At 63.8% G+C, this 17513-nt stretch carries 13 protein-coding genes and 1 pseudogene; 7 read left to right on the forward strand and 7 right to left on the reverse strand.

Annotated elements, in window-relative coordinates:
* The first annotated feature begins 505 nt into the window (after positions 1-505).
* Both NP3_RS14275 and NP3_RS14280 read left to right on the forward strand, forming a co-directional pair.
* Complete coding sequence (locus NP3_RS14275) at positions 506-1768, forward strand: IS701 family transposase (RefSeq protein WP_063041491.1); 1263 nt, start codon at positions 506-508, stop codon at positions 1766-1768.
* A gap of 170 nt (positions 1769-1938) precedes the next feature.
* A pseudogene (locus NP3_RS14280) lies at positions 1939-3520 on the forward strand (IS1182 family transposase).
* Between the two features lie 234 nt (positions 3521-3754).
* On the opposite strand, the gene NP3_RS14285 reads toward NP3_RS14280, so the two are convergent.
* Complete coding sequence (locus NP3_RS14285; protein WP_157124305.1) at positions 3755-3991, reverse strand: hypothetical protein; 237 nt, start codon at positions 3989-3991, stop codon at positions 3755-3757.
* Between the two features lie 220 nt (positions 3992-4211).
* On the opposite strand from NP3_RS14285, the gene NP3_RS14290 reads away from it, so the two are divergent.
* Positions 4212-5027 carry a mycofactocin-coupled SDR family oxidoreductase gene (locus NP3_RS14290; RefSeq protein WP_063041635.1) on the forward strand — a complete coding sequence of 272 codons (816 nt, stop codon included), beginning with the start codon at positions 4212-4214 and terminating at the stop codon, positions 5025-5027.
* Between the two features lie 335 nt (positions 5028-5362).
* Here NP3_RS14290 and NP3_RS14295 read toward each other — a convergent pair whose 3' ends face one another.
* Positions 5363-5851: a hypothetical protein gene (locus NP3_RS14295; protein ID WP_063041494.1), complete on the reverse strand. Its 489-nt coding sequence runs from the start codon at positions 5849-5851 to the stop codon at positions 5363-5365.
* Complete coding sequence (locus NP3_RS14300; RefSeq protein ID WP_218024854.1) at positions 5851-7287, reverse strand: GMC oxidoreductase; 1437 nt, start codon at positions 7285-7287, stop codon at positions 5851-5853. The genes NP3_RS14295 and NP3_RS14300 overlap by 1 nt, the downstream gene beginning before the upstream one ends.
* A 429-nt stretch (positions 7288-7716) precedes the next feature.
* Here NP3_RS14300 and NP3_RS14305 point away from each other — a divergent pair, with 429 nt between their 5' ends.
* Entirely contained in the window at positions 7717-8310 is a 594-nt protein-coding gene (locus NP3_RS14305) for a TetR/AcrR family transcriptional regulator (RefSeq protein WP_063824767.1), read from the forward strand.
* 215 nt (positions 8311-8525) lie between these two features.
* Positions 8526-8930, forward strand: coding sequence for a Zn-ribbon domain-containing OB-fold protein (locus tag NP3_RS46720; protein ID WP_157124306.1), 405 nt, complete (start codon positions 8526-8528; stop codon positions 8928-8930).
* An 89-nt stretch (positions 8931-9019) separates the two neighbouring features.
* Here the strand turns inward: NP3_RS46720 and acnA are convergent, their stop codons facing one another.
* The 4 genes from acnA to NP3_RS14325 are packed head-to-tail and all read right to left on the reverse strand — an operon-like array spanning position 9020 to position 14368.
* Entirely contained in the window at positions 9020-11530 is a 2511-nt protein-coding gene (gene acnA / locus NP3_RS14310; RefSeq protein WP_063041639.1) for an aconitate hydratase AcnA, read from the reverse strand.
* Between the two features lie 20 nt (positions 11531-11550).
* Positions 11551-12393, reverse strand: a complete 843-nt coding sequence (locus NP3_RS14315) for a citryl-CoA lyase (RefSeq protein WP_063041498.1) — start codon at positions 12391-12393, stop codon at positions 11551-11553.
* On the reverse strand, positions 12390-13595 hold the full coding sequence (locus NP3_RS14320) for a CaiB/BaiF CoA transferase family protein (protein WP_063041500.1): 1206 nt from the start codon (positions 13593-13595) through the stop codon (positions 12390-12392). Before NP3_RS14320 ends, NP3_RS14315 begins: the two co-directional genes overlap by 4 nt.
* Positions 13592-14368 (reverse strand): IclR family transcriptional regulator, encoded by a 777-nt coding sequence (locus NP3_RS14325; RefSeq protein ID WP_063041502.1) that lies wholly within the window; start codon positions 14366-14368, stop codon positions 13592-13594. Before NP3_RS14325 ends, NP3_RS14320 begins: the two co-directional genes overlap by 4 nt.
* Positions 14369-14557: 189 nt before the next feature.
* Between NP3_RS14325 and NP3_RS14330 the strand changes: the two genes are divergently transcribed.
* A complete protein-coding gene (locus NP3_RS14330; RefSeq protein ID WP_245720939.1) occupies positions 14558-15916 on the forward strand; it encodes an FAD-binding protein in 1359 nt (452 codons plus the stop codon).
* A 54-nt stretch (positions 15917-15970) separates the two neighbouring features.
* Positions 15971-17458: an aldehyde dehydrogenase gene (locus tag NP3_RS14335; RefSeq protein WP_063041506.1), complete on the forward strand. Its 1488-nt coding sequence runs from the start codon at positions 15971-15973 to the stop codon at positions 17456-17458.
* Positions 17459-17513 lie beyond the last annotated feature (55 nt).

Here is a 17513-nt window from a genome sequence, read left to right on the forward strand (position 1 = left end):
ACCCTGCGACGCACCCGAGATCAGGAGCACCTTTCCCGCTAGTAGCCCCTCGGGAATTATTGCCGACCATTCGCTGTACACCGACGCCTCCGAATTGCGTGCTTCCTACTGCGTGATCCTCGCCACGCTGACTATCGGTTACCAATGTAGACTATGTTGTCAAGTACGACCCATGAGGTGAGCAGCTCCGTGGCGGGCCAGGCTCCCTACGTTCTTGAATTCAAGGACGTGACCTGTGGTTATACGAAACGAAACCCGCCCACTCAGCCCGCTGGTCATCGCCGTCGTCAACGCGGCCGGCTCCGGCTGATTTGGACTCGTCCCGGGTGATCGACTGAGTACGGGTCGCGCCGCGAGGACATACGATCTGGGCCACACTGCGCCCCGGGTTCGTTTTTAACTGTCGGTACGCAACGCTGAACCGCCACTAGTAGTACTTTGTTAGGTTGGTCACGGAGGGGTGTGTCAGCTCGAGTTCTGGCGGGATTCTCGAGACCATGCTGGGGTGGATACCGCGGCGTTGTCGGATGTCGATGAGCAGCTCGATTCCTTTGCGGACGAGGTGTTTTCGTCGTTGAGTCGTAAGGATCGGGTGGCGACGGCGGGAGTGTATGTGCGTGGGCTGATGTTGGAGGGCAAGCGCAAGTCGATGCAGCCGATGGCCGAGCGGCTCGGGGTGGACCACCAGCGGTTGCAGCAGTTCGTCACCACCTCGCCGTGGGATGTGGTCCCGGTTCGGAAAGTGTTGTCCCGCAAGGCATGTGATCTGATCGAGCCGCATGCGTGGGCTGTGGACGACACCGGGTTCGCCAAGGACGGCGATGCGTCGCCGTGCGTGGCGCGGCAGTATTCGGGCACGCTGGGCAAGGTCGGCAACTGCCAGGTCGCCGTCAGCGTGCACGCGGTGACCGATGCCGCGTCGTGCCCTCTGAACTGGCGGTTGTTCGTGCCCGAGAGCTGGGACGACCGCTGCGCCAGCGACCCTGCAACCGCCGCGTCAACCACCGAGCGCCGCGCCAAGGCCGCGATCCCCGGCGATGAGCGCTACCGCCCGAAATGGGAGATGGCGCTCGAGTCCATCGACGAACTGATCGCATGGGGCCGGTCTCGGCCGCCGGTCATGGTGGCCGACGCCGGCTACGGGCAGACCGCCGAGTTCCGCCAGGGCCTGACCGACCGTGACCTGCCCTATGTCGTCGCAGTGCCCGCCACCACGACCGCCCGCCCCGGGCATGCCGTGCCCGAGACCCCGCCCTACGGCGGCCGTGGCCCGCGTCCCAAACCCCGCTACCGCACACCGCATTCCACCGTCAAACAGCTCGTGCTCGACGCCGGGGAACATCAGCTGCAGCACCTGACCTGGCGCCACGGTACCCGCACCAGCCCGCACAACCCCACCGCAGCCATGACCTCACGATTCCTGACGCTGCGCATCCGGCCCGCAAGCCGCTGGCTGACCCCCGCCGCCGACGGCGCCATCCCGCAGCAGTGGCTACTGGCCGAATGGCCCGACGGCGCAACCGAACCCACCGACTACTGGCTGTCCACCCTCCCGGCCGACACCCCCATCGAAGAACTCGTCCGGCTCGCGAAGATCCGCTGGCGCATCGAACACGACTACCGCGAACTCAAACACGCTCTCGGCCTGGACCACTTCGAAGGCCGCTCCTGGCTCGGCTGGCACCACCACGCCACCCTCGTCACCGCCGCCCACCTGTTCCTCACCACCCTGCGACTCACCGGCCCAAAAGCCGGTGGGCAGGGCTGACCCTCTACGGCATCCTCCGCAAAATCCAACGCGCACTAGCCATCTGGATCGGCACCTGCCCGCTCTGCCACCCACACCTTCCCGACCTAACAAAGTCCTACTAGGACGCTGCTGAATAACGTGGCGTGTTGACCCCGGTCCTTTGGGCCGGGGTCAACGAGGATGGTGGGGTGCAAGGTGAGGGCAAGTCGGATCCGGAGTTGATGGATGCGGCGGCGTTGGTGGGGCATCTGGTTCCGGCGGGCAGTGTGTTCGCGTCCCTGGCTGAGCATCGCCGGGAGGTGTTCCCGGCGGTGATGTTCGAGGATCTGTTCCCGTCGCGGACGGGGCGGCCGAGTCTGCCGTGCGAGGTCGCCGCGTCGGTGCTGGTGTTGCAGGCGCTGCACGACCTGTCCGACCGTGAGACGGTGGCCGCGGTGCGGTGCGACCTGCGGTGGAAGGTTGCGTGCGGGCTGGCGTTGGATAACGGGGGCTTCGATCCGTCGACGTTGACGTATTGGCGGCGGCGGTTGGCGAACTCGGACAGTCCGAACCGGATCTTCGATGCGGTCCGTGTGGTGGTTTCCGAAACCGGTGTGCTGCAAGGTAAGACGCGACGAGCCCTGGATTCGGTGGTCCTCGACGCCGCGGTCGCCACCGGAGGACACCGTCACCCAGTTGATCGCCGCGATCCGCCGGGTCCGCCGCGAGGTGCCCGGCGCTGCGAGCATTGTCGCTGAACTGTGCACGGCCCATGACTACGACGATCCCGGCAAGCCAGCCATCGCGTGGGACGATAAGCCCGCCCGCGAAGCGTTGGTGTCGGCACTGGTCAACGACGCGACGCCGGTAGTTAATGCGTTGTCGGGCAACGAGTTCGACGAGGAAGCCCGCGACAAGGCCGAGCAGGCGTTGGCGTTGCTGGCGTTGATCGCCGGACAGGACGTCGAACCCGCCGAGGGCTCCGACGGAACGGATGGACGCTGGCGTATCGCCCGCAAGGTCGCCAAGGACCGGGTGATCTCGGTGGTCGACCCCGACACCCGCCATGTCCACAAGTCCGTGGCTTCCCGTCAGGATGGCTACAAGGCCCACCTCGCCGTCGAACCCGACACCGGCCTGGTCACCGCCGCCCGGCTCACCAAGGGCACCGGAACCGACAACCACGAAGCCACCGTCGCCGGATCATTGCTCGACACCGACACCGCTCTACGGGAAGTGCGAGAAGTATTGGGCGACAGCGCATACGGCACCGGAGAGTTCCGTGCCGACCTGGCACGACGCGAACTCACCGCAGTCATCAAACCACTGCCGCTGCGTCCGGCGGTCGAGGGCGGGGTCACCATGGACGACTTCCTAGTCGACGAAGTCGCCGGGTCGGTGACCTGCCCGAACGGTGTCACCAAACACATCACCGCCAAACGTGCGGTGACCTTCGGGGTCGCATGCCGCAACTGCCCGCTGCGCACCCGCTGCACCACCAGCGAACAGGGCCGAATCCTGCGCCTGCACGAACATGACGCCCTACTCCGTCAAGCCCGCCACCACTGGCGCAGCGACCCGGACCTGCGCGCCACCTACCGACAACACCGACCGATGGTCGAACGCAGCATCTCCTGGCTCATCGGTCCCAAGGGCCGCTGCCGCAAACTGCGCTACCGCGGCATCGACGCCAGTAACCAGTGGCTGCACCGCCGCGCTGCCGCTCTCAACCTGCGCCGCCTGCTCAACCTCGGCCTCACCCGGACCGCCGGCACCTGGGCCATCGCCTGAACCGAGGCGATGGCCCACCAGCAGACACCACCGCCCATCACACTCACACGATTCCAGGGGATCCGCTGCGCAACAGCGGAACCCCGGAATCAACCTTATTCAGCAGCGTCCTAGCCCCAATGCCGCTCAGTTTGGTTCCGCTGCCCGGTTATCAACCGAGCAGCAGCTGGCAGTACCGCACGAAGTCGTGGGTGCGGCCAGAATCGGTGCGCGCCAAGACTTTGCAGTGACACGCTAGCCGGGTCGCCACGGCAGGAGTACCAGCGCGCCGCCCAGGACCCATTTGCGGTCGGCGACGATATTCGATCCGGCATTCCCGGCCACCGCATCACCCCCGCGAGCTCGCCGGCGCCGGTAGATCCATGGTCGTTCCACAACCGAGCGGGTGGTAACCGAAGGTCTACTTGTACGTCGCGGCGCACGTTCCTTGTCCGAGTGCGCGATCGCGATCTGCGCGTCCAGGGCGATCATGAGCGGATGGTCGGAGTCGATCCCGTCGGGACACTGCACACCCTCCACCGACCACGCCACAGCTGGGGGCCAACGCAGGTCGTATGGCGGACAGGGCTTTCGGTACATCCGAGGCCAGCGCGACGATCGCGCGTGACACTGGAGGATCCGTACTTGACCGGCGATCCGCAAGACGCTTATTGTCAACATAGTTATCTACGTCGACCAAGTGGAGGATGTCGTGGGGACACTAGATGGCAAGGTCGCCTTCATCACCGGCGCTGGGCGCGGACAAGGTCGCGCCCACGCCGTGCGCCTAGCCGAGGAGGGTGCCGACATCATCGCAGTCGACATCTGCCGTGACATTCCGTCGATGGACTATCCCAACGCCTCTAACGACGATCTGACCGAGACCGTCAAACTCGTCGAGAGCACGGGACGACGGATCGTCGCACGCGAAGGTGACGTTCGTGACAGGTCAGCGATGGAGACGATTGTCGCCGACGGTGTCGCGGCGTTCGGGCGTCTCGACATCGTCATCGCCAACGCAGGAATAGTCCGGCTTTCGAAAGGCGGTGATGACCAGCAGGTGTTCCGGGACATCATCGATGTCAACCTGATCGGCGCGTGGAATACGGTCGAGGCGGCCATTCCTCATCTCATCGAGGGTGGTCGCGGGGGCTCCATCGTAATCACGAGTTCCAGTTCTGGCTTGCGAGGTACCGGTTCGGATGCGACGGGAGCCCAGGCTTATACCGCGTCCAAGCGCGGACTCGTGGGCCTGATGCAGGTCTGGGCGAATCTACTTGCTAGTCACTCGATTCGGGTGAATACGATTCATCCGACCGGTGTCGCCACCGGGATGGTGCTCAATGAGGCCATGGCGGCGTTGTTCGCCGCCAACGACCCCGGGCTGGCGACGATGCAGAACGCCCTGCCCATCCAGATGCTGCAGCCTGAAGACATTGCCAACGCGGTGGCGTTCCTGGTGTCTGACGAGGCTCATTTCATCACCGGCACCACTTGGCCGCTGGATGCCGGCTTCACCGTGCGCTGAGCCACGAGTGAACGGAATCCAAACCGTGGTGACCAAGATGCAGCGTCATTGAGCCAAACTATGCACTGGCCAGGACGCACCGCACGGGCCGTCGAAGTCGAACACAAGGCGCACTCGAACCGACCTCGCACCAGACCACCGACCGGCGGCGGTTGCTGTTGCGCCTTGCCGACCTGATCGAACGGCACCGCGAGGATTTCACGATGTTCGCACGACAGTTGTATTTCGTTGTCTGGTAATCATCTTCGCTGGCGGCCGAGCTGGCAGACGTGTGCCTGGTGGTCTCTGCACAGACGTAGTGCGGAATTCTCAATCGGTCTTCGAGGCCCTCTGTCCTAGCCTGCCGGTCCAGGCGGACGTGGGGTGATCACGATGTCGATTCGCTGGATCTGACACGCGCTGTTGAAGGCAAATGTTTCGTCGACCGCTGCGGTGGTCAACGGTACCGGCGCAGCTGGTGTACGCAGTGCGTAGTCGGCGTCGTACTGCACCCGCACCGTGCGTGCGTCGGTGTTTTGGGTCCAGGAGTGCACACGCTCATCGGTGATCGTGGTGAGGCCGGTCTGTGATGCTCCTTCGATTTCGCGGCCATCTACGCGGATGCCGTTGATCGTACGGTAGGAGTCGGGTGCGAACGGAATGTCTCCTGCCAGGCCGCGATCGGTGTGCGCCTCGAGGTAGAGATGGGCGACAGCCGCCTGCTGTTGTGCAGCGCACGGTGGGGTCTCGGCCTCGGCCGAGGTCGCGGTGCTGACGCCGGCGATCGTGCTCGCAAGGACAGCGACGATGATGCAGCCTTGCTCGGGCCTGATGAGAGCAGACATCAGATGGTGTCCTCCTTCAAGATGGTGTCCATGTTGTGCTCGGCGAGCGCCGCGATCGTCATGGACGGGTTACAGGCGCCGCTGTATCCCGGGATCAGGGCCCCGTCCATCACATAGAGCCCCTTTTGCCCCAGCACGCGGCCTGCGGTATCGCAGACGGAGCCGATGGCGGCTCCACCGAGGGGGTGATAGGTGGTGGTATCGAGTGTGTTGGTGTCGAGCAGCACAGATCCTGCGCCGACGATATTTTGCAGCCTTGCTTGAATGGCTGCGGTGACGGCGGCGTCGTCGCCCTGGCTCCAATGCAGCACCGCGTCGTCGATATCGTTGTCGTATACGAAACGGCCTGCGGGCGTGCCGATTCCGAACCCGATCAGACTGGTGGTTCGAATATCGACCGGGAACGGGACGTTGCCGTTGATGAGGGTGATCGGCCCCTGTGGGTTGTCCCAGTCGGCCACCGCAACCGACGCCGGCCCGCCCTGCTCGGCACCGGGGGATTCGCCGGATGTGGTCCAGGAGAAGATGCGGTCGCCATTGTTGCCCCACCGCGTTCCGACATCCTCGGGCAGGTCCGGGATCAGTCCCTTGGCGTGGGCTTTCACCAGCAAGCGGCTTGTGCCGGCCGAGCCCGCACCGAGAAAAAGTGCGTCGGTGGTGATTTCTTTACGGGTGCGCACGTCTCCATCAGTGGTGATCTCGTCGACGAAGACTCGCCATGCACCATCCGCGGTGCGTGCGATGTCGCGCACGGCGTGCAGGATCGCCACCTCCACGTGGCCGGAGTTCTCGGCTTCCGCAATGTAGGTCTTGTCCACGGTGTTCTTTCCGGGGCTGTTGGCTCCGTAGAGAATGTCTCCGTTGGAAAAAGAAGGCGGGAGTTCGCCACGAAGTTCCTTGCGCACATAGTCCCAGTCGACTGGAAGCGGCACTCGCCACGGCTGCATTCCCGCCGCGCGGATCGCGTCGGCCCAGATCCGAGAGCCCTTGTATTGCGGGGTGTTGAGGATGTCGTCAGGGATTCCGCTGGGTTTCAGTACCCGTGCGACGCGTGGGTAGTACTCCCGATCGAAGGCATCGAAATCGAGACCCGATGGCATCGACATAGTGAACAGCCGTTCGTTGGGCTGAATGGTGGTGCCACCGTAGACCAGCGAGCCGCCGCCGACGCCGGCGCCGCACAGGATGTCGATTCCCTGACCACGGACCCGATCCAAGATTCCGGTGAAAGGCTTCCACCGAGTGGGAGGCGATCCGGTGAACACCGGCTCGGGAGACAACCACGCAGCGCGGCGGTCGGGGTGAGTGTAGTGCGGGAAGGTGTCGGTCCCAGGTCCCACAGTCCAGCGGATTCCGCGTTCCAGAACCAGCGTGTCGATCCCGGCGCGACCCAGCCGTGCGGCCGTGACACCGCCCCCGAAACCGGTGCCGATCACGACCGCGCGGCGCCGGTCCTGAACCGCGGGCACAGTCGGCGCCGCGGTCGCCATCCCCGGACGACCGGCCAGTCCCGCAGCGATCACCGTCGCGGCGGCTTTGAACGCCGTGCGTCTGGACAGCTGCCGACTCGAGCCAGTGGTTGCGGGGTCGTCGGTCGGGCCGTCCGCGAGCTTCACCATCGATGCATCCTTCGTCTCACCGCCTGGGCCGCCGATGGGGTCGCCAGCGAAAACACGGCGACCGAGTAGCTCACCGGCGCTGGTGGTGCGCATGGGTTGGCTCACGGTGATCGGACGTTTTCGCGGGTCCCGACTCTCCGTCGAGGAGCCGCTCAGGTTTAGTCAACAACGTTGGCGTAATTCTGCACACTCGGAGCGATTCAGTCAACGTCGTTGGCAATATATGCTCTCTGCGAGACTGGAGTCATGGAACCGACTACGAGCGCCCCCCGCCGCGGCCCTGGACGTCCGCGTTCCTCTAGTACGCCGGATGCCATTCGCCGCGCTGCAGCGGCGTTATTCGCAGAACGCGGCTTCACAGGCACGTCGGTGCGTGATATCGCGACCCGGGCCGGAAGCGATCCGGCTGTGGTCATCCGCCACTTCGGCACCAAGGAGAAGTTATTTCTCGAGGTGGTTCCGGTCGCCCCCCACTTCCGCGCCTTGACCGAGGGGCCATTGGAAACCCTCGGTCGATCGATCCTCGACAGACTCGTCGGAAGTGGCGACTCGACCCTGCGGGTCCTGGCGACCGCGCTCGGCGCCCTCGACCGGCCCGAAGTTCACCACTATCTGGAACAGACCACTGTTCGCAACATTGTCGAACCCCTGGCGGCCCGCTTGTCCGGGCCCCGGGCAGGCCTACGTGCGTACTTGGTCGCCGCCCAGATCGGGGGGCTCCTACTCGCGGTCGACCTGTTCGCCTCGGCCCCTGTCGAACTGGCCGATGCCGAGGCGCTGGACTGCTACGCCGAGGCGATCCAGGCTCTGATCGACGATCCGGCGGCCGACCGAGCGTGAGTATTCATCGCAGCGATTCGGCCTAACGCAGCGGTCCGGCTCAGCAGAGGAGCCGCTCCAGGCGGACACCCGGGGTGCGATCAGGAAGCCTTTCCCGTTTGACAGACTTGCTCACCGAAAAATAGGTATACCCCCTGTCACTCGACCGTCGCTGAACAGACCAGGGCGGGCGAGAGTGGTGCGACATCCATCAGCATCATGTCGCGGAGGTTTCAGTGTCGGAGTACGAACGACATTCAGCCAACACCGGTGAGGATCGTCTACCGTGCGCGGAAAATACATTGATGATCCAGCGTTGCGGAGATTGCGACAAACTTTTCGCACCGCTCGCCGCCGGATGTTCCTCCTGCGCAACCGACGAGCTCGAGTGGGTGAGCTCGTCAGGACTCGGATACATTATTTCGTGGCGAGTGGTGGAACGCGCTTCAATCAGCATAAAGGGCGAGTCCGGCCAATTGACTATTGCCATCGTCGAACTCGACGATGGCCCGTGGCTCTATACCGCTATCGAGGGGCAGGTGCCCTTGCTGCCGAGTCGACCGGTACGAGTTCGCTTCGTGCGGCGCCCTGGGAAGGACGGCTTCCCTGTTTTTGCGCCCGACGCCGATGCAGGAAGGTGAGCCGCCACGGGTCGTCGGCTTCCATGGACCAACGACGGATCAGGCAGGGCGAGCAGAAGACTAGGCCATCCCGTGAGCTGTAACCTCGGTCAGCGCGTCGCCAGGATTTGAGGGATGACGCCACCGGCACGAAGCCATTCATTCTCGGTCGCGGTGTCGACACGGGTGTGACCTTTCGCCGTGTGGACAATTTTCTCACCGCGGCGGGCAATCACTGTAACCTCTGCGTTGACAGTCCGGGCGGGGTTCAGACCGAGTATGTCGAATTGGTCGGCGTCGATTTCGCTCAGGCCACCGCACTCGATGGGCAGAATCCCCATCGCCACCAGGTTGGTGCGGTGGATTCGTTCGAAGCCGGCCGCGATTACCGCTTTGATCCCGAGCAGTCGGGTCACCTTGGCTGCCCAGTCGCGGGCTGACCCAGCTCCGTAGGACTGGCCTGCCACGATCACAGTTGCTACACCGCGGCGGCGGTATTCGGCGGCTGCGGCATGCACCGGCATCGCTTCTCCGTCGGGCAGCAGGCGTGTCCAGCCACCGTCGCGATCGATGAGTTTGTTGCGCAACCGTGGGTTGGCGAATCCGCCGCGCAGCATGACGTCGTGGTTGAGTCGACGCGAGCTGTAAGTACCGAGTTCGGTTGCGGGGACGCCGCTTTGGTGCAGCCATGCTCCTGCCGCCGACATCGGAGAGATGCGCGAAACCGGCGAGATGTGGTCGGTGGTGATGTCGTCGCCGAGTATGAGTAAGGGACGAGCACGGAGAATGTCGCCGGTGACGACGGGGCGGCACAGCGGTGCGTCGGCGAACGGCGGTCGGCGGATCGTGCCGGTATCACCTTGCCAGGTATAGCGGGGGCCGGCCGGGTAGGGAATCTCATCCCAGTGGTGTTGCGCTCGCGACGTCAAGTCCGGGTCGCGGGTTGGTTGGTGCCCGAAGTCGCGGATTGTGGAATCGATGTCTTGTTGGCTGGGCCAGATATCGGAGAGCATGACCGGTTCCCCGTTGTCGCCGAGGCCGAGAGGTTCGCGATCCAGGTCGATCGTGGTGCGGCCGGCGATGGCGAATGCCACCACGAGCGGTGGCGAAGCGAGGTAGGCGTCGGTCACGTCGGGATGAATGCGGCCAGGAAAATTTCTGTTGCCCGACAAAACTGCCGACGTTCGGATTTCCCGGCTCTGAATGGCACGAGTGACTTCTGGTGACAGCGGTCCGGAATTCCCCATGCATGTCCCGCAGCCAAAGCCCGCAATATGGAAGCCGAACCTGTCGAGGTGCCCCTGGAGATCGCTGCCACTCAACAGTTCCGCTGTGCTGCGCGAGCCCGGGGTAAATGAGGTCTTCGTCCATTTCGCGGTCGTCAACCCGCGAGCGGCGGCATTGCGCGCGAGTAGACCCGCAGCGGCGATAGCTCGCGGATTGGACGTGTTGGTGCAACTGGTAATCGCCGCGATGACCACAGCTCCTTCGGCGGGCATACCTACGCCGACATTGACGTCGCGGCGCCCGAGAGCGGCGATCGGGCCTACTTGATGAGGCCGGCTGGGGCCCGCTATGACGCGCTCTACTGTGCCGAGGTCGAATTCGATGACATCGTCGTAGTCGGGTTCGGAGCTGTACAGCATCCCTTGCGCCGAAAGGTAAGCCTCGACCGGTTGGTGAGGGCGTCCGGTCGTTGCCAAATAGTCGAGAGTGCGGTGATCGGCCGGAAAAAAGCCCATGGTGGAGCCATATTCCGGTGCCATATTCGCGATCGTTGCACGGTCGGGCACCGATAGGCTCGACAAGGCGGGGCCGTAGAACTCCACTATTCGTTGCACAACGCCGTACTCGCGAAGCAGTGCCGTAAGAGTCAGAGCGATGTCGGTAGCGAGAACACCGGGACGGACGGTACCTGTGAGGCGGACACCGACGACTTCCGGAATCCGCAGAAGGATCGGTTCACCGAGAGCGGCGGCTGTCGCTTCGATCCCGCCGACTCCCCATCCGACGACGGAGAGGCCATTGATCATCGTTGTGTGACTGTCGGTCCCGACGACGGTGTCGAAAGCTGCCAGCGGAGCATCGGAAATGACATCCGCGAGCGTTTCCAAGTTCAGTTGGTGGCAAATCCCGACACCCGGTGGCACCACTCTCAGTTGTGGGAATCGCTGCTGCGCCCATCGCAGGAACTGATAGCGGTCCGCATGGCGTCGGTATTCGCGTTTCAGGTTGGCCGCTGCGGCTGTCGGGGTGGACCAGGCGTCCAATTCGAGTGCGTGGTCGACAACGAGGTCCATGCGTCGCTGCGGTGCGACCGAATCCGCATCCCGGCCTAGTTCCTCCGCGCGTTCGGCGAGGGTAACCATGTCGGCGAGCACCGGCAGTCCAGAAGCATCCTGCAGCAGAACACGCTGAGGAAAGAAGGGCACCGAAACAGCGGTGTCGCGAGCGACCAGAGCACGCACATGGTCCGCGGTCACCGTGCTGCTGTTCTCATGCCGCAGAACGTTTTCCACGAGCACTCGAGTCGCGTATGGCAGCTGCTGCAACGGACCGGCCCCCGCTTGCTCGGCGGCCGGAAGGCTGAAGTAGCTGCGGCCGTCCGGTAGTACACGCATCGCGGCGAAGGTATCGACCGTCACGAACGCGGTACCTCTCGTTCGGGGTGCCCCCCGTAGGCCGGCAGCAACCGCCGCGGGATCGGGCCTTTGATCCGACGGCCCGATTGCAACTCTTCCCACGAATGAGCAAGGATGCCAACGGATCTCGACAATATGAAAAGGCCACGCCCCAGCTCCGGTGGGAAACCCAGTTCGCAATACACCACCGCGGTGGCACCGTCGATATTCATCGGTACGGGTCTGGACCGTCCTTGGGCCAGTTGACGTTCGAGTTCCTCGGCGATCGCAAGGTAGCGCCCTTCGACCACACCACGCGAGGCGTGCTCGGCAACGGCCTGCAGCAGGGGATCGCGACGCGGATCCCGTGGATGGAAGCGATGGCCGAATCCGGGTACATGTCGGCCGGTGCGGCGAAGTTCGGCCAGTGACCGCGCGACAGCATCCTTCATCCCGACGCTGTCGGAGGCGGAATCGATCGATTCGAGCAGATGCATAGATTGCTGGCCGGCGCCACCGTGCACGTCGCCGAGCATTCCGACGCCGGTGGACACCGCGCCTTGGAGTCCCACTCCGCACGTCGCGGCCATGCGGGCAGCCGCAATCGACGGAGCCTGCGGACCGTGGTCCACCGCAGCGACCAAAGCTTTCTCGAGCAGGCTGGCCTGATCTCGACTAGGCAGTTCGCCGCGCACCATCAGCCAGATGGTGCGGACGAATCCGGCGCGGTCGATCAGATCTTGCACCGGATAGCCGCGCAAGCGAATGAGGCCGGGTTCGATGTCGGATATATCGGTCGACCACCAATCCACCACATCATCAATGGCGGTATCTTGCATTGCCTGTCGGCGCGCTGGGGTCATACCGCACCCTCCTGGCTCAGTCGTGTGATGTCGCTGTGGCTGTAGCCCAATTCGGCGAGGACCTCGGTGGTATGTTCGCCGAGCCTGGGCGGTCGTCCGCTCGGCGCCACTGCGGCGCCGTCGACTCGGGTCGGCGCGCCGAGTATCCGGAATTGGCGTCCGTCTTCGGCTGGGGAAGGGACTGCGGTGACGAGTTCGCGGTGGGCGATCTGCGCGGAGGAAAGCGCCTGTGGCACCGAGATAACCGGCGCGGCCGGTACGCCGGTATCGAGGAGGATCTCGTCCCATTCGGCGGCGGTCTTCTCTTTCAAAGAGCGTTCCAGCTCTGCCCGCAACTCCTCGCGATTGCGTTTGCGGTCCTCACGTCGCTGGAACCGAGGATCATCGATCAACTCCCCGCGGCCGAGCACCTGACACAGCGTTTCGTACTGTTCTTGTTTGTTCGCCGCAATATTCAGCTCGCCGTCGGCAGTCTCGAAGGTTCCCGATGGAGCGGAGGTGATGTTCTCGTTCGCCATCGGTTCGGGGGTACCTCCGGCGATGAGATGGTCCGACACGACCCACCCCATCGAGGTGACGGCCGCATCGAGCATGGAGGTGTCGAGGTAGGCCCCTTGCCCGGTACGGTGCTGGCGCACCAGTGCTGCGGCGATCGCGAACGCGGCAGCGAGCCCACCGAAGCTGTCACAGACCGGATACCCGACCCGCAGCGGCGCGGTTTCCTTGGTACCCGTGACGCTCATGATGCCCGATAGTCCTTGAATTACCTGGTCGTAGGCGGGTCTTGTGCGCATCGGCCCGGTGGCGCCGAAGCCGGAGACGGCGCAATAGATCAGGGCGGGGTTGATCTCCCGTAGCCTGTCCCAGCTGAATCCAAGTCGCTCGAGGACGCCAGGTCGGAAGTTCTCCACCAAGACATCTGCTGTCGCGACCATCTTGGCGAAAACTTCTGCGCCACCGGCTGTTTTGAGGTTGATGGTGATGGATTTCTTGCCAGCGTTCTGAGCCAGGAACGACACGCCGAGCCCATCGGCGGACAGTGCTGGGTCAGCGCCGAGTTGACGCGCGAGGTCTCCCGTGCCGGGAGTCTCGATCTTCACGACATCGGCGCCCATCAGAGCGAGTTGATAGCCGGCGAACGGACCGGCGAGAACGTTTGTCAGATCTAGCACTCGCACACCGTCGAGGAGGTTGGCGGTCACAGGAACACCTCCACCGGCCCCAGGCCGTTCTCGCTGACTTGGCGGGCCGCAGCAATGACGGCATCGACGTAATGCGCGACACGTTCGGCACTGAATCGAGAGGTGGGACCGCTGATCGACATCGCGGCGATGACTCGGCCGTCCGGCCCCAGGATCGGCGCGGCTACAGCGGACGCTCCCAGTTCGCGTTCACCGTGAGTGACGGCATAGCCCGCGTCGCGGACGGCGTCGATCTCCTGCTCGAGTTCTTCCCTCGTCCGGTCCGAATGATGCTCGGCGACATCATGCAGTACACCTTCGGGCGCATCGATGAGCAGTATCTTCGCGGAGGCTCCTGTCGCCAGCGGATAGGGCACACCCACTTCCACCACACTGCGGACGGTCGCTGTCCCCTCGATCTGCGCTACTGCGACACGGTTGATGCCCTGCCGGATGTAGATGTTGACAGTTTCGCCGTAGGCGTCCACAAGGCTCGACATAGCCTTCTTAGCTTGTTCACCAACTTCCCACAATGAATCGGCGAGCTTCACCCAGCGCAGAAATCCGGGCCCCGGGCCGTAGGTGGAGTCGCTGCGTCCAACGATCAACCCGAGCGATTCGAGGGTGGCCAGCAGACGTACCACTGTGGTCTTGGGCAGTTCTGTCGACGCGACGATCTCGCGGAGCTGCCTGCTCGGATGGTGCTCGTCGAATAGTTCCAGCACCTCGACAGCGCGCGCGATGCTGCGCACGGCGCCGTCAACCCGCGTCGCCGCGGTCGCAGTCTCAACCATGAGGCCCACTCTAGACCGCTTAGCGGTTTTCTGAAACCGCATAGTGGGTTGACAGGTTGGAGTGCACATGTTTCGCTGGTCACGTACCGAACCGCATAGCGGAACTCGCAAACCGCTCAATGGTGCGCTCGGATTCAGAAAGGGAGTTTCGTGAGCGATAGCGCGCGACGTCAGCAAGCCGACCTGATCGTGGTCGGGTGTGGGGCAGGTGGCCTCGCCACGGCTACCCAATTCCTCCAGTCGTCCCCCGGCGGGCGCGTGATCGTTCTCGAGCGAACAGGCGAGGGTCAACGCGGAGGCAACACAGCGTGGACCGGCGCTTTCTTCCGACTCGAGCCCGACGGTTCGCCAGCGGCGGACTTCACCGAACGCATGCACAGCCTAAGCGAGGGCAAGACCGAATCAGCGATCATCGACCGCCTCGCGGGTGCCGCCCAGTCCGCTGTACAGTGGCTCGCTCAAAACGGAGTGGCAACAAAAACAGACCACACCTATTTCCTGACCTCGCAGGGCCCACGCTTGATGCCTGAGGGTGGAGGTGCGGCCATCGTGGAAAGGCTAGCGGTCCGAGTTCTCGAGCTGGGTGGCGAAATCCGATACAACACCACCGCGCAACTTCTCGAACGCGACGAGAGGGGTGCGGTTACCGCTGTCGTGGCCGAAGACGGGACGCGATACGAGGCGCCCACCGTCGTGCTCGCGTGCGGCGGATTCGAAGGTAGCCCAGATCTGCTCGACCGGCATCTCGGCGAGAACGGGCACGAACTCACCCCCATCGCACCGGGAGGCCGATCCAACCGAGGTGAGGGAATCACCATGGGGACAGCCGTAGGGGCTGCCACCGACGGCCAGTTCGAACGGTTCCATGGCGAGCCTGTCGATGCCCGCACCTCGGCCCCGGAAGCGCTGGTGATGGTCTATCCTTTCGGAATCCTTGTCGATCACCGCGGCCGCCGCTTCCTCGACGAAGGATCCGACACACCCGACAACACCTTCGAGTCGGTGGCCTACCATATCTGGCGCGATGCCGATCAATTCGCCTACGTCATCGCGGATCAGAGGCTGATGCGACAGAACATCGCACGCGCGGTGCTGACAGACCGGGCCCCGGAGTCCGCTGACACAATCGCCCAGCTGGCCGAGCGACTCGGCATCGACGCTCAGGCACTGGTCTCGACGGTCGAGCAGTACAACAAAGCAGCAGAACCCGGGCCCCTGGATGTCACCCGACTGGACGGCGTCGCAACCAAGGGACTCGAACCGCCGAAATCCAACTGGGCGCGGCCGTTGGATGAACCACCGTATGTCGCTTGGCCGGTTCGATGCGCGATCACTTTCACCTTCGGTGGCCTGAAAACCAACGAAGACGCGGAAGTAATCGATCGATTGGGTGTCCCAATCCCCGGCCTCTACGCGGTCGGCGAGGTCGCCGGCATCTATCACCACAAATACCCCGGAGCGACCTCGGTACTACGTGCCCTCGTGTTCGGACGTATAGCAGGCGAAGCGGCCGCTAGTCGAGCTAGCTACACCACCTCGACCTCCTGATCCCATAGTGAAATTCCCGTCGCGCGAATCCGAGAACAGGAGAAGCAAACTCTGATGACCACACTCGAGAGCTACCAGATGCTCATCGACGGCCAATGGCGCGCTGCCTCCGATGGGGGCAGCTTCGCCTCGATCAATCCATTCGATGCCAAGGCGTGGGCCCACGTGCCGGCCGCAACATCCACAGATGTGGACGACGCGGTAAAGGCGGCCCGGCGAGCCTTCGAGGACGGCCCGTGGTCGCAGTCGACTCCCCTGCACCGAGCTACTTTGCTACGGCGTCTGGGCGACCTGATCAAAGACAACGCAGACGAACTCGCTCGAATCCAGATTCTCGAGAACGGCAAGCTGATCCGCGAAGTAGCCGGTCAGACCAACGCACTGGCGAACCATTGTTACTTCTTCGCCGGTGCCGCCGAAGCGCCTCTCGGGGAAACGCTGGCCACTAGCGTACCCAATATGCAGGCCTTCACTGTTCGTGAGCCGATCGGCGTCGTTGCCGCCATCACGCCATGGAACAGCCCCTTGGCACTGCTGTTGTGGAAGCTGTGCCCCGCATTGGCCGCAGGCAACACCGTCGTCATCAAGCCATCGGAAGTCACGCCTGTGTCCACTCTGGTGCTGGCGCGACTGTTCCACGAAGCCGGCTTTCCGGACGGAGTCGTCAACGTCGTCACCGGAGCTGGACCGGTCGGTGCAGAGCTCAGCGCCCACCCCGGGGTCGACAAAATCGCTTTCACCGGATCCACCGCAGTCGGCAAGAAGATCGCGGCCACCGCCGCAGAACGACTGGCCAGAGTCTCGCTGGAACTCGGTGGAAAATCACCGAACATCGTGTTTCCCGACGCCGACCTGCCCGTGGCGGTACGTGGCGTCATCTCCGGGATCTTCGCCGCGACCGGACAAACCTGCATGGCCGGATCCCGCGTGCTCGTGCATACCGACATCTACGACGAGTTCGTCCAAGCGCTGGCTGAACGCACCCGGCAAATCAAACTCGGTAATCCGCTGGACCCGGAAACCGAGATGGGCACCGTCGCCTGCCAGGCCCAGTACGATAAAGTGCTGTCCTACATCGAGGTAGCCAAATCCGAAGGCGCGCGCCTTGTCACCGGTGGCTCCCGGCCCGAGGATCCCGACCTGGCCGACGGCCTGTTCGTCCAGCCGACAGTCTTCAGCGACGTCACCAACGACATGCGCATCGCACGCGAAGAGGTATTCGGGCCGGTTGCTGTCGTCATCCGATTCGCAGACGAAGATGATGCCGTATCGATCGCCAACGACACAGCCTTCGGTCTCGCAGCCGGTGTCTGGACCCGCGACATCGCCCGCGCACACCGCATGATTCGCCGGCTGCGCGCAGGAACTGTGTGGATCAACAATTACCGCAAGACCAACCATGTCGCCCCATTCGGTGGCTTCAAGGAAAGCGGGATCGGCCGCGAGAACGGAATCCACGCCATCGAGGAGTACACCGAGACGAAAACCGCATGGATCGACACGGGAAATGCCATCGCAGATCCATTCAATCCGCGGGCATGAATTGATCCACTCACCTGCGGCTCACTGACCCCGAAGACAGGCCTTGCGCGATCAG

It is taken from the genome of Nocardia pseudovaccinii NBRC 100343, from assembly GCF_001613225.1.
In the GTDB taxonomy this organism is placed as follows: domain Bacteria; phylum Actinomycetota; class Actinomycetes; order Mycobacteriales; family Mycobacteriaceae; genus Nocardia; species Nocardia pseudovaccinii.